Origin of the sequence: Pseudomonas sp. MWU12-2037, from assembly GCF_023242345.1 — a bacterium.
Classification (GTDB): Bacteria; Pseudomonadota; Gammaproteobacteria; order Pseudomonadales; family Pseudomonadaceae; genus Aquipseudomonas; species Aquipseudomonas gingeri_D.
In genome coordinates this window covers 496,225-511,564 of record NZ_JALLIZ010000003.1, presented here as the reverse complement: position 1 = coordinate 511,564, position 15,340 = coordinate 496,225, and the positions used below count along the sequence as shown (strand labels likewise).

Below are 15,340 nucleotides of genomic sequence, written 5' to 3'. Positions count from 1 at the left end.
CTGGGCGCGGGCGGAGTGATTCCTTGAGCCGGCCGGCGTTTTCCCGCCTGCCGGTCGCCGTGGACCTGCCACTGCTGCGCCAGGCCTTGGCGCAGTTGGGCGACAGCGCCTGGGTAGCGCATTTCAATCGCGATTACTTCACCGGCGAGTGGAGCGGGGTGGCGTTGGTGTCCGCCAACGATGCCCCGGGCGAACTGGCGCCGGGCAAGGGCGAGGCGGTTGCGCGCAAGCCTTGGCTGGAGGACTCGCGCTGGTCCTATGGCTTGCAGGGCCTGCCGTTGGAAATCCGCTCGGCGCGCCTGCTGCGGTTGGGGCCGGGTGGGCGAATTCATGAACACCGTGATTACGACCTCGGTCCTCCGGACGCCGACCGGCGCCTGCATATTCCCCTGCTCAGCCCGCCCGACGTGGAGTTCATGCTCGACGGACAGTGCATTCCCATGAGGGCCGGCGAGTGTTGGTTTCTCGATCTGGCGCGGCCCCACAGCGTCGACAACTGGGGTGATAGCGAGCGGGTTCATCTGGTGCTCGACTGTCGCCCAAGTGCCTGGCTGGAACAGCAGATCGCCGCGGGCCTGCCGAGTACTCCGGCGCCCGGCCTGGGGCGGGCGGCCATGGCGCTCGAGCAATTTCGCCAATGGCTGGAGCGTGACCCGCAACTGTGCCGTGAGCTGCAAGCGCAAACCGACAGCGAGGCTTTTATCGCCCGGGCCCTGGCGCGGGCCGCCGCCCATGGCTTGCATTTCGCCCATGAGGACCTGCGCGCGGCCATGATCCGTGGCCGGCGTTGGAATCCACCATGGACGGCCTGAAGGACTGGTTGCCGATTCGCGTCTGGCGCGAAGACCTCCATTGGCGTGTCGATTGGTGCTGGTTCGGCGAGCGACGGCTGGATCAGCCGTTCTTTGGCGATTCGGTGGACGCGGCCCTGCAACTGCCGTTCAACCAGGTCTTTCGGCGTGAGACACCGCTGGCGGTGCTCAGCGAGTGGCAATTGCCGGCGGTGGCGCCGAGCGCCTTTATCTATCACGCCTCGCGCTGTGGTTCGACGCTGATCGGTCAGATGCTGGCGCAGTTGGACAGCCATATCGTAATCAGCGAGCCGCCGCCCCTCGACCGCCTGTTGCGTGATGACCTCGATCCGCAGGGGCGGCGCGCGGCCCTGCAGGGCTTGTTGGCGGCTTACGGTCAGCGCCGCAGCGGCAGTGAGCAGGCCCTGGTGATCAAGCTGGACGCCTGGAATATCGGCGAGTTGCCGTTGCTGCGCGAGTGTTTTTCCGAGACGCCCTGGCTGTTCCTGTACCGCGATCCGCTGGAAATAGCCGTGTCCCATGTGCGCCGGGCCGGTATGCAGATGGTGCCGGGGATGATTGGTCATAGCGTATTGGACACCCCGGGGCAGGATGACTCGCGGGAGGACTATATTGCGGCGCGCCTCGGGCGGATCCTTCAGAAGGGTTGGGAGCACTGCGTGGCTTTTGGCGGTTTGCCGGTCAACTACAGCGAGTTGCCGGGGGCGCTGGAAGGGCATCTGGGGGCGTTCTTCGGACTCGACGCGGAGCAACGCGACCAGGTGTTTTCCGTGGCCCGACAACACGCCAAGCAGCCAGACCAGGTGTTTGTGCCGGATAGCCAGGACAAGCACCGGGAGGCATCGGAGCGGCTCAAGGAGCGGGTGGCGTTCTGGGCCGAGGGGCCTTATCAGGCATTGGAAACCTTGCGGGCCGAACGCAATCCTCCAGGAACATCCGGCCGTCTCTTGATCGCGCGCAATGGACGTCAACGCTAACGCGCGTCAGGTCTTATCTTTCTGTGACAGATCCGCCATCCCCTTCAACAACTCGATCGGCAACGGAAACACGATGGTCGAACTCTTGTCCCCGGCAATCGACGACAACGTCTGCATATACCGCAACTGCATGGCCCCCGGCTGGCGCCCGAGCATTTCGGCGGCCTGCATCAATTTTTCGGAGGCCTGCAATTCCCCTTCGGCGTGAATCACCTTGGCCCGCCGTTCCCGTTCGGCCTCGGCCTGCTTGGCGATGGCGCGGATCATCGACTCGTTGAGGTCCACATGCTTGATCTCGACATTGGCCACCTTGATCCCCCAGGCATCGGTCTGGGCATCGAGCACCTGCTGGACATCGGAATTGAGCTTTTCCCGCTCGGCCAGCAGCTCATCCAGTTCGTGTTTGCCCAGCACCGCGCGCAACGTGGTCTGCGCCAGCTGGCTGGTGGCGGCGAGAAAATTCTCCACCTGGATAATTGCCTTCTGCGGGTCGAGCACGCGGAAATACAGCACCGCATTGACCTTGACCGAGACGTTGTCGCGGGTGATCACGTCTTGCGGCGGGACATCGTGGACCACGGTGCGCAGGTCCACCCGGACCATCTGCTGCACCAGCGGAATCAAGATGATCAGCCCCGGTCCCTTGACCTGCCAGAAGCGTCCGAGCTGGAACACCACGCCGCGTTCGTATTCGCGCAGGATGCGAAAGGTCGATGCCAGCAGCATCAGCAGCAGAAGCGCGAGCAGCGCGCCGGAGCCCAATTGCAGGACCATGATCAATCTCCTCGCCTTGGCGGGTCGTCAACGGCTTTCACTTCCAGGAGCAGGCCCTTGCGTGCGATGACCCGGACCTGTTGGCCGGGATGCAGCGGCGTGGGGCTGAGGACCTGCCAGTTTTCGCCTTGCAGTTGCACCCAACCGGCATAGGCATCGCCGGCTTTCAGGGCGGTCACCGGGGTCAGGCTGCCTTCCAGTCCGGCGTCGCCGCTGACCACCTGGCGCTGGCGGGCCTTGAGGGCCGCGACGATCAAGCCGACCAGCAGGAGCAGCCCGATCAGCATCAGGGTGAGTTTCAACGGCCGTGCGGTGTTGTCGTCGAACAGCTGGGGGTCGAACAGGACCAATGTGCCCGCCACGACGGCGACCAGGCCACCGAAGCCGATCACGCCGAAGCTGGGCAGGAGCGTCTCGGCGACGATCAGGGCGATACCCAGCAGGATCAGCCCGGAACCGGAGTCGTCGAGGGGTAACACGATCAGGGTCACGACGGAGTCGGCGCCTTCAGCAAGCTGGTGCCCGACGGGCCAGACGATCAGCCACCCGATCAACAACCAACGCCACCAGCAACGACCGCTCACTTGCATTCTCCGCGAGTTCGTTACCCCCATTAAGAAGCTTAGTCGAGCTCTGGCGACCCACCGGATAAACGCAGGCTTGGAGCCCCACGGAACCTGTAGGAGCAGGGCTTGCCCGCGAAGCTTTTAGCGATCTCAAGGACCCTTTCGCGGGCAAGCCCTGCTCCTACAGGTTCCGTGTCGGTTCAAGATTCCGCGTATGGCCGAATTTGTGGACTCGAAGCTTTAGACCCGACTCGACTATCGAGGACCTGTGATAGCGAGAACGGTTACTGACGTTAAGCCGACGCTCCACGGCGAACTGCCTAGACTCTTACTCAAGGAATGCAGCAAACCCATCGCCCTGGGGCATTCGACAGGGCCCGGAGGTGCATCATGCGCATGGCAAAAACCGTGCAGCGCAGCCTGGAACAGGCGCACTGCGAATTCGACATCGTCGCTCATCCGCATTCGTCCAGCAGCCTGGAAACCGCCCGCCTGGCGGGGATCCCGGCCGAACGCATGGCCAAATCGGTGGTGCTCGACGACCAGCACGGCCACTACCTGATGGCGGTCCTGCCCGCCAGCCAGCACCTGGACCTGAGCAAGGTCCGTGGCGCCAGTACCTGGCAGATCACCCGGGAAAGCACCCTGGCCTATCTGTTCCAGGATTGCGAACGCGGGGCGGTGCCGGCGCTGGGTGAGTCCTATGGCTTGAAGATGGTGGTCGACCCGCAACTGACCCGCCAACACGACATCTACCTGGAAGCCGGCAACCACCACAACCTGGTGCATATGCAGATGGACCAGTACCTGAAGCTGGTTCCCCATGCCGAGGTGTGCGAGGTCTGTCACTAAGACCCGGGCGCTGTCTGTTTTCGACTCACGCGGTGCTTCACAGCGGGAACGCGCTTGCTCGCGAAGCTGTCTGACCGGCACCGCCCTTTTCCTTGTACCGGAGACCTCCATGGAATCGCCTGACCACAGTCTGCCATCCCTGTTCAAGCAATTGGGCTTGCCCGATGACCCGGCCGGCATCGACCGATTCATCGCCACCCATTCGCCACTCAAGCCGGAGCTGCACCTGGCGGACGCGTTTTTCTGGAGCAAGAGCCAGGCGGATTTTCTGCGTACCGAGATCCTGGACGATGCCGACTGGGCGGAAGTGGTGGATCAGTTGGATGTGTTGTTGAGGAAGGGGAGAGGGGTGTAAAAAAAAATGTGGAAAATGCCCTAAATGTAAAAAAATCTGGGGAAGAGTAAAAAAATCTGGGCTTTAATCGCGTTAGTCAGTTTTTTCTGTGGATGCCCAGAATGCAATTTGTCGGTTATGCCTATCTGCGTGATGCGCTGAGGTTAAAGGCTTTTGCCTTGAAGCGTTCAGCGATGATCAAGCCTGTGACGCGTATTACGCTGATAGGCGATTGTCTTGCCGTTCCTCATGGGGTTTCACCAGGCGACGGAAGGTATCTCGACCATCTGCTTTTTGCGCTGAAACACGAAGGTATCAACCTTTGCCTGCTGGCACAGGTGCTGGAAGCCATTCCCGCCGAACAGTTATTGCAGGAGTTGGCGAAGGCTCCCAACGGGGTCTTTATCCGAAAAGCCTGTTTCCTTTGGGAGGGGTTGAGCGGGCGTCGACTCGACTATGAGGCACCGGTGAGAGGCAGCGTTGTTCCGCTCTTCGACCCGAAACACTATTTAACGGGCCCTAGCGTGCGTAATGCCCGGTGGCGAGTTGATTTTAACGGCCTGGGCTCTCTGCACTATTGCGCTACGGTAGAGCGTACTCCCGAGCTGGAAGACTTGCTGAGTCTCGATATCCTGGGACGCGCCAAAGCTTTTTTGGTCAGCTTACCCCCGGAGATGATGGATCGCGCCATCAACTGGGCTTACCTCCACGAAACCCGTGACTCCTTCGCCATCGAGAAAGAAGAGCCCAGCGAAGAGAAGTCCCGACGTTTCGTTCAACTGCTGCGCCAGGCCCATGAAGGCCGGCTTTTAAGCGAAGAGTACTTGGTGGAGCTGCAAAACAGTACCGTCTCCAGCCCGTTCGATAAGGCGGCCTTGTTCCGTCATGAGCAAAACCATCTGCACAACGGATTGCGCGGCGCGGCGGGGGTGAGCTATGTGCCGCCTACCCCCGAGTTGTGTCGCGAGCTCATGCAGGAGCTGATGGTGTTTGCAAACGAAGCCCCCCGACAGATCGATCCTTTGGTGGCGGCGGCTGTGACGGCGTTTGGCTTTGTGTTTATCCATCCATTCATGGATGGCAACGGTCGCCTGTCGCGTTTTCTCATTCATCAGGTGTTGTGTCGTTCCGGCGCGTTGGAGCACGGTTTGCTGTTGCCTGTTTCCGTGGCGATGAAGCACGAGGAGCAGAACTACCTGGAGGCGCTCAAGGACTTTTCCCAGCCGACGCGTGATTTCTGGAATGTCACGTGGCTGGACGGGGATCAGATGGCTTTCGAGTTCATCGGTCACCCTTCGATTTACCGCTTTTGGGATGCGACCCGCTGTGTCGAGTTCACCCTGCGTATGGCCCGCCGTGCGCTTGAGGTCGAACTGCGGGAGGAGACGGAGTTTCTGGATCGCTACGACCGCGTGGTCAAAGCCGTGAACCAGCGCTACGACGTGCGCGGTAGCGATTTGTCCCGGTTGGTGATGATGTGTCTGGACAATGGTGGCAAGGTCTCGAAGCACCGGCGCAAGCAGTTTCAATACAGTGTGCCGGAGGCGGTTTTTGATTTTATTGAAGAGCAGGCGGCGCAGGTTTTACCTGAGCAGTAACAACTGTGTTCTACAGCTTTCGTCGTTCCCGGGTTCGGCGACATGCCTGGTAATGTATTGCCTGAGCTTGGGCGTTTTGCCTCCGTTGCGCCCACTGAATCATCAATCCTATAGTTTGCTCCGTCGGCACCTGTCGACAGCGGATTTGGCGATCCGATCAACCGTGTGAGCGCAAACAGCGCCCAGGCTTTGTTGCACGTATTCGAAAATGCGGGTAATAGCGTTATGGCGGCTGTGCGTGGGAGACCTTCGGGTCTGCCGGGTTACATGGTTTCCGGTTCGCCAACCTGCGTACAGCTGCCACCCTTCGTTTGGCGACGGTGGATGACAGCTTCAGGTTTAGAACTTTGGAGCTTTAACCATGACTATGTACCACCCACTAACTACCAACCCCGCCGGCACCCCAGTCCTGCTGATCGACACCCAAGCCCCGCTACGCCTGCTCCACGAAACCGCCTGCGCCCGCATCCGTGCCGGCACCGCGCAACTGGAAACCCTCACCTCGGTCACCGTCAGGAACATCGACGACGCCGATCTGTACCGGCTGACCAACGGGGCTTACCTGCTGCTGCAGGATGGCCTGGATATTCTCGACCTGATCCAGTTCCGTCTCCCCCGGGAAACCCCATTGCAAGCGTGACGCGTGGCTTTCACCCAATCGCTGCTCGTTCCCATTGTGGCGGGCAGCGCCGTCCACGGGCACGGAGCAACGGTGCAAGAACGCTGAAGTTTCCCAAGCCAAAACAGCAGAATTTTTACATCACGCTACGATTCAAGCCCGACGATTCCCCAAGCACCTCATCACCCGTGAACTAGGCTTGAGTTCAGCCGGGCCACCCTGTCCCCAGCCGTTACCCGGTCGAATGAAGTAATTGTTTCAAAACTTGACGAGCCCCCAACTGATGCGAGATATTGATAGTTAGCAAACTAACAATGCGAATCTCCCCGTGTCCAAGCCCCTCGAACAGCTGCACAAGCACATCAGTGCCGGCCTCGTCGTCGCCTCGCGCCATTGGCGCCGGGTGTGCCAGACCACGCTGGTCAACTATGGGATCTCCGAAGCCTGCGCCATGCCGTTGCTGTTGATCGGCCGTATGGGGCCGGGCGTGCGCCAGGTCACCGTGGCCCAGGAAGCCGGGATGGAAAGCCCGTCGCTGGTGCGCCTGCTCGACCAGTTGTGCAATGCCGGCTATGTGCTGCGCAGCGAAGACCCGAGTGACCGCCGGGCCAAATGCCTGAGCCTGACCGAGGCCGGCGAGCACTTGATGCAGGACATCGAAATCCAGTTGATCCGCCTGCGTAGTGAAGTGCTCGACGGCATCGCTCCCGCTGATCTGGAAGCGGCGCTGCGAGTCATCCGCGCCTTCGAAGCGGCCGGGTGGAACCTGGGAGTGGCGAATCCGTGAACGGTTTCTGGACCGGCATGCCCCCCGCCCGCGACTGGTTCTACGGTGTACGTACCTTCGCCGCCTCGATGATCGCGCTGTATATCGCCTTGCTGATGGAAATGCCGCGTCCGTACTGGGCCATGGCCACCGTCTACATCGTTTCCAGCCCCTTTGTCGGTCCCACCAGCTCCAAGGCCCTGTACCGCGCGGTCGGTACTTTTCTCGGCGCCTCGGCGGCGGTGCTGTTCGTCCCGCTGTTCGTGCAGACACCCTATCTGCTGGTGGTGGCGATCGCGCTCTGGACCGGCATCCTGCTATTTCTCTCGCTGCACCTGCGCACCGCCAACAGCTACGCGCTGATGCTCGCCGGCTACACCATGCCGATGATCGCCCTGCCGGTGGTCGACAACCCGCTGGGGGTGTTCGATGTGGCGGTGTCGCGGACCGAGGAGATCTTTCTCGGCATCGCCGTGGCGGCGGTGGTCGGCAGCATGTTCTGGCCCCGGCGCCTGGCCCCGGTGTTTATCGACGCGGCGGGCAAATGGTTCGGCGATGCCTCGACCTACAGCCTGCGTTTCCTTTCGCGTAACGTGCAGGCCGATGAAGTCAGCGCGCTGCGCTCGGCGATGGTGGCGACCTTCAACAGCCTCGAATTGATGATCGGCCAGTTGCCCCACGAAGGTGCCCGGCCGCAGACCGTGCGCAACACCAAGGAGTTGCGCGGGCGGATGATTCACCTGTTGCCGGTGGTCGATGCCCTGGACGATGCTCTGTATGCGATGGAGCGGCGCACGCCGGAGTTGGTGGCGCGTTTCGAACCCTTGCTCGTGGCCACCCGCGAATGGCTGGAAAGCACCACAAAAGGAGCGCCGGTTGAACGCTGGCAAAGCCTGCGGGCCGAGATCGAGAGCCTGCAACCGAGCCCGCTCGAGCTGGATGACCGACGCCAGTTGCTGTTCTCCAACGCCCTCTACCGCCTCGGCGAATGGATTGACCTGTGGCAGGACCTGCGCAGCCTGCAATATGCCATCCAGTGCGAAAGCCAGGACAGCTGGCGCGCGGTCTATCGCCACTGGCGCCTGGGCCGCCTGACGCCGTTTCTCGATCGTGGCCTGATGCTCTATTCGGCGGGCTCGACGGTGCTGGCGATCATCGTCGCTTCGGTGCTGTGGATCCTGCTCGGCTGGACCGACGGGGCCAGCGCGGTGATCCTCGCGGCGGTGGCCTGCAGCTTTTTCGCGGCGATGGACGACCCGGCGCCACAGATCTACCGGTTCTTTTTCTGGACCGCGATGTCGGTGATTTTCGCCAGCCTCTACCTGTTCGTGGTGCTACCCAACCTGCATGATTTCCCGATGCTGGTGCTGGCCTTTGCCGTGCCCTTTATCTGCGTCGGCACCCTCACCGTGCAGCCGCGTTTCTACCTCGGGACCTTGCTGACCATCGTCAACACCTCGTCCTTTATCAGCATTTCAGGGGCCTATGACGCGGACTTCCTGAACTTTTCCAACGCCAACCTGGCCGGCCCCCTGGGCTTGCTGTTCGCGTTTGTCTGGACCCTGGTGGCCCGCCCCTTCGGCGCCGAGCTGGCGGCCAAGCGCCTGACCCGGTTCAGTTGGCACGACATCGTCAAGCTGACCGAGCCGGCGACCCTGGCCGAGCACCGACATATGGGCGCGCAGATGCTCGACCGGCTGATGCAGCACCTGCCGCGCCTGGCCATGACCGGCCAGGACACCGGCGCGGCGCTGCGGGAGTTGCGGGTCGCGCTCAACCTGCTCGACCTGCTGGCCTACACCCCGCGTGTGTTGGGGGTGGCGAATGTGCTGCTCAAACAGGTGGTGGAAGAGGTCGGCGAGTACTTCCGCGCCTGCCTCGAGGCCCGCGAGCGCCTGCCGGCTCCAGCGCCTTTGCTGATGACGATGGACCGCACGCGCCGGGCCTTGAGTTCCCAGGGCCTGGACGATGGCGAAACCCGCCTGCACCTGTTGCACGCCTTGAGTGGCCTGCGCCTGGCGTTGTTGCCCGGCGTCGAGTTTGTCGATAGCGGCGATCAGCCGGAGAGCGTTCCGTATGGGATCAATGGAGTGCCGTTATGATCGGTGAGCTGGATATCAGCGGGGTGTTCCTGCCCACGCTGCTGGTGCTGATGGGCATTACGTATGCGCTGTACCTGGTGGTGCACGGGCTGTTGACGCGCGTCCACTTCTACCGCCTGGTCTGGCACCGGGCCTTGTTCAACGTCGGTCTCTACGCTTTGTTGCTGGGCGTTGTGGATTCGTTCAGTCGATACCTGATGACATGAAAAAACCTCTTTTGACCATTGGCCGTGTAGTCCTGACTTTGCTGGTGGTGATCTTCGCCTGCCTGGTGGTCTGGCGCATGGTGATGTACTACATGTTCGCGCCCTGGACCCGGGACGGGCATATCCGCGCCGATATCGTGCAGATCGCCCCGGACGTGTCCGGCCTGATCCAGCAGGTGCAGGTGCGCGACAACCAGCCGGTGAGCCGCGGCCAGGTGCTGTTCAGCATCGACCAGGATCGCTTCAAGCTGGCGCTGCGCCAGGCCAGGGCCGCCGTCGCCGACCGCCAGGAAACCCTGGCCCAGGCCCAGCGCGAGAACAAACGCAACCGGGGTCTGGGTAACCTGGTGGCCGGCGAGCAACTGGAAGAAAGCCAGTCGCGGGTCGCCCGTGCCGAGCTGGCCCTGGCCGAAGCCCAGGTGGCGGTGGACGCCGCGCAGTTGAACCTCGATCGTTCGGTGATTCGCAGTCCGGTGGACGGCTACGTCAACGACCGCGCGCCCCGCGAGCGGGAGTTTGTCACCGCCGGGCGGCCGGTGCTGGCGGTGGTGGACAGCGGCTCATTCCATATCGACGGTTATTTCGAGGAAACCAAGCTCGACGGCATTCATGTCGGCCAGGCTGTGGACATTCGGGTGATCGGTGACAACGCGCGGTTGCGCGGGCATGTCGAAAGCATCGTCGCCGGGATCGAGGACCGTGACCGCACCAGTGGTACGAACCTGCTGCCCAACGTCAACCCGGCGTTCAGCTGGGTGCGCCTGGCCCAGCGGATTCCGGTGCGCATCGCCTTCGACGACGTGCCGGCGGACTTCCGCATGATCGCCGGACGCACCGCCACGGTGTCGATCATCGATGACGCCAAGGCCGCGTCGAAGAAAGAGGCCGCGCAATGAAACCGCTGGCGCAAGTCGCGACCCTGGGCCTTGGCCTGATGCTGTCGGCGTGCTCGATGGTTGGCCCGGATTATCACCTGCCGGCCGACTCGGCGATGCAACGCAAGGACCTGCAAGGGACGCTCGCCGGTGAAGGCGACAATGTGGTGTCGGCGCCGGTGCCGACCGATTGGTGGCGGCTGTACCAGGACCCGCGCCTGGATGAGCTGGTACGCCAGGCCCTGGCGTCCAACACCGATTTGCGCGTGGCGGCGGCTAGCCTGTCACGGGCCCGGGCCCAGGTGGAAGAGGCCGAGGCGGCCGGCGGTTTCAGTGCCGGGGTGAAAGCCGGGGCCCAGCGCTTGCAGGAGTCCGGCCAGGCCTTCCTGCTACCGGAAAAGGTCCCGGTGGCCAATATAGGTGAAATCGCGCTTTCCGCGTCCTATCAGTTCGACCTGTGGGGCACCTTGCAGCGCGGCATCGAGGCGGCCAAAGCCAATGCCGACGCTACCCAGGCGGCGGGCGATGTGGCCCGTATCACCCTGGTGGCAGATGTGGTGCGCTCCTACACCCAGATCTGCGCGGCCAACGAAGAGCGCGGGATTGCCGAGGAGTCCCTCGCGCTGCAATCCCAGAGCACCGAGCTGACCAAGCGTCTGCGCGATGCCGGGCGCGGCGACGAAACCCAGGTCACCCGTTCCCAGACCCAATTCAAATCCCTGCGCGCCGAACTGCCGCGCTACCAGGCCGCGCGCCAGGCTGGTTTGTATCGCCTGTCGATGCTGTTGGCCAAACCCCTGGACCAACTGCCGGGCGGTGTTGCCGATTGCGCCGCGCTGCCGCATATCACTCAATTGTTGCCGGTGGGCGACGGTGCCGAGTTGCTCAAGCGCCGTCCGGATATCCGCCAGGCCGAACGCCGGCTCGCGGCAGCGACGGCCAGCATCGGCGTGGCCACGGGCGAGCTCTACCCGAACATCAGCATCGGTGCCACGGTGGGGACGGTCGGTATTCTCAAGGATCTGGGCGAACCGTCGACCAACCGTTGGGGCTTCGGCCCGGCCATCAGTTGGACCGTGCCTACCAACGGCGCCCGTGCCCGCATCCGCGAAGCCGAGGCCGGCACCCAGGGTGCCCTGGCGCACTTCGACGGTGTGGTGCTCAATGCCATCCGCGAAACCCAGACCAGCCTGGCCCAGTACACCGCGCAGCTTGATCGCCGCGATGCCCTGGCCGATGCCGAGCAGTCGGCCAGGCTGGCGGCGGACCAGACGCACCGCTTCTTCAAGGCCGGTCGCGCCTCGTTCCTCGCCGACCTGCAGGCGACCCGCACCTACACCGATGTGCGCGCCCAACTGGCCTCGGCCAATACCCAGGTCGCGATGAGCCAGATCGATTTGTTCCTGGCCCTGGGCGGCGGTTGGGAAAGCGGACGAACGCCACCTGTTGAGCACACGAAACCCTGAGTCCATTGCTATGCTTTGAACTATCGGCTGGTCGCCGCTGGTGGGGAGCACTGGGTGAATCCTAACCATCGTGGTCAGCGTGGCCCGATGGGGATTCTAATAATGAAAAACCCTTATGCTCCTGGTTTCTGGTGTGCGGTGGTGGCGCTTGTCCTGCTTTCGGCGACCTACTTCTATGGCGTCATGCTGGCGCACCAGATCGACAAGGCCCTGGCCTTTCTCGACAGCGCCACGGCGTTGATCGCGGTGATGTCCATCGCCGTGGTGGCCTGGGCCAGTTACCAGGCGCAGCAGGTGAAGAAACGCCAGCTCTCCCAGAGCAAGACCCTGGTGCTGGTCTGGGATACCAAAGTCGCCCTGCGCCGGGTCGAAACGGTCTTCGACCGCTATTTCTGGGGCAGCTACTGGCAACCCGGTCGGACCTTCCAGGAAGTCATGGGCGAACTCACCGGTACGCCGCTGGAAAAAAGCCTTGAGATGCTCAAGATTCAATGTCTGAAACTCGACCGCGAAGTGGCCCATGACGAACGCCACTGGTTGACCAATGCCCGCGAATTGTCCGATGTGGCCACGGCCATGGCCCGTGAGCGGCATCAACTGGACGTCTGCGACCCGCGCAATGACTCGGCGGACGGCGTGGTGATCAACCGTGACTTCGAGGTGCTGGTGTACACCTGGACCGCGCGTTTGAAGACCTTCGACCATCAACTGGATGAGATGGAAGTCCAGTATTCCTGAGTCATTGCTGTTCCTGCCCGGCGGTTGTTGATCCGCCGCAAACGTGCGCGGGACGCCAATAGGCGCTGCCGAACGCACGATTCCCGTACTGCGCTGTCAGTCATTTCGCTTTTGTTCGTAGGATGAGGTGGTGGCCAATGGCCTTGCGGGCAAAGCCTTGGGGCCTGCTCCGGCAAATGCTACCCTGCGTCCCTTCGGGCATTGTCGAGCCGGCTCCGGTCAGGGGTCAGGAAGACCAGCATTTCTCCATTTAACGGACATCGATCGGGTCAATTCATGAATAAATCAGCGGGCTTGCTTTTAGGTTTTGTCGTGGTGGTCGGTGCGGTGAGCACCGTCGGCGCGTGGTACACCGGCAATCAGTTGGAAGGGGTGCTGAACACTTCGATCCAGGACGCCAACCAACAGCTGAAGACTGCCCTGGCCAGTGCCGGCGGCAGCGCGCAGATCGAGCTGGTATCGCTTGATCGCCATCTGTTCACCAGCACCGCGCACTACCGCGTCAAGTTCCAGAACCTGCAGGCCGGCGCGGAGAAGAAAGACCTTGAGCTGCTGTTCGTCGACCATATCGAGCACGGGCCGTTGCCGTGGTCGCGTCTCAAGGCGTTCAAGCTGGCGCCGGTGATGGTCAACAGCAACTACGAGCTGGAAAAGAACGACACCACCGCCAAGTGGTTCGACGCCGCCAAGGGCGCCGCGCCGCTCAAGGGCCAGGTTGCCCTGGGCTACAACCGTTCGGTGGACGGCAATGTCGAACTGGTGCCGCTGGACTTCGCGCCGAACGCCACCAGCAGCCTGAAATTCTCCGGGCTGAACCTTGCGGTGACCGCCAGCGACCAGGCGGCCAAGATCAAGCTCAACGGCTATATGGATAACCTCAAGGTCTCCACGGTCACCCCTGAGCAGGGGCCGGTGCAGGTCGAATTGAGCGGCCTGACCCTGGCCAGCGACCTGACCAAGAGCGACCTGGGTTTCTACCTGGGGCAGAACACCCTCGAGTTGAGCGAAACCAAGCTGGGCTTTGGGGTCAAGCCGGCGGTGGTCACCATCAAGGGCTTCGAGCAGAAAGACTCGACGCAAGCGCAGGGCAATGTGCTCGCCGGACGCCTGGCCTATAACATCGCCTCGATCGACTACAACGACAAGCCGGTGGGCAGCGCCCAGATGAGCTGGACGGCGAAGAACCTGGATTTCCCGGCGATGCAATCGCTGATCAAGCTGTACCAGGTCCAGTTGGAAGCCTTGCAAAAGGCCCAGGCGGCAGGGGCTGAAGACCCTGAGGCGGCGGTTCCGGAACTGACCCCGGCCCAGCAGGCCCAGGCCGAAGCGGACATCAAGCAAGTGTTGACCGGCAAGCCGCAGATCGCCCTGGAAAATTTCTCGATCAAGACCGCCAACGGTGAGAGCCGCGCCAGCCTGGTGGTGGACCTGACCAACCCGTCTTCCACCGATCTGCCACCGGTGGAACTGGGCAAGCAACTGGTTTCGCAACTGGATGCCAAGGTGTCGTTGTCCAAGCCGATGATCGCCGACCTGGCGGGCCTGCAAGCGCAGATCCAGGGTCAGACCGACCCCAAGGCGATCACCCAGCAAGCCTCGATGGCCAGTGAAATGGCCGGCACCATGGCCTTGTCCACGGAGATGGCGACGGTGCAAGGCAGCGATATCATCTCGACGCTGCACTACGCCAATGGCCAGGTGGACTTCAACGGGCAGAAAATGCCGGTGGAAGATTTCATCACCTTGCTGCTGACCAAGTTCGGTGGTGCGAGCGGCGGCGAGCAGCCTTAAGCGGCGTTCAGCCAGAGGTGACGCTTTCCAGTCGATACCCATAGCCGTAGATCGTCAGCAATTGCCAGCCGTGTTCGGCGGTCAGGCCCAGCTTGTTGCGCAGGCGATAGATATGGGTATCGAGGGGCCGCGAGGAGAGTATTTCCTCATGGGGCCAGAAGCGCTCATAGAGGTACTCGCGCGACAGCGGCCGCCCGAGGTTGCTGAACAGGCAGCGGGCCAGGCGATACTCACGCTCGGTCAGGTTGACCGGGCGGCCTGAGCGGGTCACGGTCAGTTCGGCATCGTCGAAACTCAAATCATTGAAGATGGCGATTTCGCTGGTATTGCCGCGCTGTCCGGCATGCCGACGCAGTACCGCATTGACCCGCGCCTTGAGTTCATTGGCGCGGAACGGTTTGCTCACGTAATCGTCGGCGCCACTGCCCAGGGCCAGGACGATATCGCTCTCGGCATCGCGGCTGGTGAGCATGATCACCGGCGGCGGTACTTCCATGTGCTCACGGGTCCAGCGCAACAGCGCCAGGCCGCTGAGGTCCGGCACCTGCCAGTCGAGAATCAGCAGGTCGAAGGTTTCCCGGCGCAACTGACGCAACAGGTCCTCGCCGCGCTCGAAACCGTGCAGGGTCCAGGGGGCTTCCCCGACACCGGCCATCTGGCCCAGGGTCTGTTCGACCCGGCGCAGTTCGGCGGGTTCGTCGTCGAGTATGGCGACACGCATATCTGGAGCGTTCTCCTAGCTTAACGGCGGATGTGTCTCTCAAAAGGGGACTCTACAGGCTATTTCCTACGCGAAGGTCTGTAAGTCGGCTGTCAAATCTGAACAATTCTGGCGATTTCCTCAAGGACCGGTGACGGCTGGCT

At 62.4% G+C, this 15,340-nt stretch carries 16 protein-coding genes; 13 read left to right on the top strand and 3 right to left on the bottom strand.

The features are described from left to right. The first annotated feature begins 23 nt into the window (after window positions 1–23). Complete coding sequence (locus M5B42_RS08155) at window positions 24–812, top strand: aspartyl/asparaginyl beta-hydroxylase domain-containing protein (protein WP_248745494.1); 789 nt, start codon at window positions 24–26, stop codon at window positions 810–812. After that, window positions 800–1,789 (top strand): sulfotransferase family protein, encoded by a 990-nt coding sequence (locus M5B42_RS08150; RefSeq protein ID WP_248745493.1) that lies wholly within the window; start codon window positions 800–802, stop codon window positions 1,787–1,789. The genes M5B42_RS08155 and M5B42_RS08150 overlap by 13 nt, the downstream gene beginning before the upstream one ends. Before the next feature lie 6 nt (window positions 1,790–1,795). Here the strand turns inward: M5B42_RS08150 and M5B42_RS08145 are convergent, their stop codons facing one another. Beyond that, window positions 1,796–2,563, bottom strand: coding sequence for a slipin family protein (locus tag M5B42_RS08145; RefSeq protein ID WP_103496037.1), 768 nt, complete (start codon window positions 2,561–2,563; stop codon window positions 1,796–1,798). Window positions 2,564–2,565: 2 nt separating this feature from the next. Beyond that, complete coding sequence (locus tag M5B42_RS08140; protein WP_247263348.1) at window positions 2,566–3,147, bottom strand: NfeD family protein; 582 nt, start codon at window positions 3,145–3,147, stop codon at window positions 2,566–2,568. 372 nt (window positions 3,148–3,519) lie between these two features. Here M5B42_RS08140 and M5B42_RS08135 point away from each other — a divergent pair, with 372 nt between their 5' ends. The 11 genes from M5B42_RS08135 to M5B42_RS08085 all read left to right on the top strand — a co-directional run bounded on the left by M5B42_RS08135 (window position 3,520) and on the right by M5B42_RS08085 (window position 14,476). Next, window positions 3,520–3,981 (top strand): YbaK/EbsC family protein, encoded by a 462-nt coding sequence (locus M5B42_RS08135; RefSeq protein ID WP_100942667.1) that lies wholly within the window; start codon window positions 3,520–3,522, stop codon window positions 3,979–3,981. Window positions 3,982–4,090: 109 nt separating this feature from the next. Next, window positions 4,091–4,336: a DUF2789 domain-containing protein gene (locus tag M5B42_RS08130; protein WP_152741816.1), complete on the top strand. Its 246-nt coding sequence runs from the start codon at window positions 4,091–4,093 to the stop codon at window positions 4,334–4,336. 101 nt (window positions 4,337–4,437) lie between these two features. Next, on the top strand, window positions 4,438–5,913 hold the full coding sequence (locus M5B42_RS08125; protein WP_218227189.1) for a Fic family protein: 1,476 nt from the start codon (window positions 4,438–4,440) through the stop codon (window positions 5,911–5,913). A 361-nt stretch (window positions 5,914–6,274) separates the two neighbouring features. Further along, window positions 6,275–6,553, top strand: coding sequence for a hypothetical protein (locus tag M5B42_RS08120; protein ID WP_248745492.1), 279 nt, complete (start codon window positions 6,275–6,277; stop codon window positions 6,551–6,553). A 307-nt stretch (window positions 6,554–6,860) separates the two neighbouring features. After that, complete coding sequence (locus tag M5B42_RS08115) at window positions 6,861–7,319, top strand: MarR family transcriptional regulator (protein ID WP_248745491.1); 459 nt, start codon at window positions 6,861–6,863, stop codon at window positions 7,317–7,319. After that, on the top strand, window positions 7,316–9,400 hold the full coding sequence (locus M5B42_RS08110; protein ID WP_177104181.1) for an FUSC family protein: 2,085 nt from the start codon (window positions 7,316–7,318) through the stop codon (window positions 9,398–9,400). Before M5B42_RS08115 ends, M5B42_RS08110 begins: the two co-directional genes overlap by 4 nt. Beyond that, window positions 9,397–9,606 (top strand): DUF1656 domain-containing protein, encoded by a 210-nt coding sequence (locus M5B42_RS08105; protein WP_103496031.1) that lies wholly within the window; start codon window positions 9,397–9,399, stop codon window positions 9,604–9,606. Before M5B42_RS08110 ends, M5B42_RS08105 begins: the two co-directional genes overlap by 4 nt. After that, a complete protein-coding gene (locus M5B42_RS08100; protein WP_248745490.1) occupies window positions 9,603–10,502 on the top strand; it encodes an HlyD family secretion protein in 900 nt (299 codons plus the stop codon). Before M5B42_RS08105 ends, M5B42_RS08100 begins: the two co-directional genes overlap by 4 nt. Continuing rightward, window positions 10,499–11,947 carry an efflux transporter outer membrane subunit gene (locus M5B42_RS08095; protein ID WP_248745489.1) on the top strand — a complete coding sequence of 483 codons (1,449 nt, stop codon included), beginning with the start codon at window positions 10,499–10,501 and terminating at the stop codon, window positions 11,945–11,947. Before M5B42_RS08100 ends, M5B42_RS08095 begins: the two co-directional genes overlap by 4 nt. A 102-nt stretch (window positions 11,948–12,049) precedes the next feature. Beyond that, window positions 12,050–12,685, top strand: a complete 636-nt coding sequence (locus M5B42_RS08090) for an NADH:ubiquinone oxidoreductase subunit N (RefSeq protein WP_103496028.1) — start codon at window positions 12,050–12,052, stop codon at window positions 12,683–12,685. A gap of 276 nt (window positions 12,686–12,961) precedes the next feature. Beyond that, a complete protein-coding gene (locus tag M5B42_RS08085; protein ID WP_103496027.1) occupies window positions 12,962–14,476 on the top strand; it encodes a YdgA family protein in 1,515 nt (504 codons plus the stop codon). Between the two features lie 7 nt (window positions 14,477–14,483). On the opposite strand, the gene M5B42_RS08080 is transcribed toward M5B42_RS08085, so the two are convergent. Next, the gene (locus M5B42_RS08080) at window positions 14,484–15,197 is read right to left on the bottom strand and encodes a response regulator transcription factor (protein WP_103496026.1); all 714 of its coding nucleotides are present in this window, start codon (window positions 15,195–15,197) and stop codon (window positions 14,484–14,486) included. Window positions 15,198–15,340 lie beyond the last annotated feature (143 nt).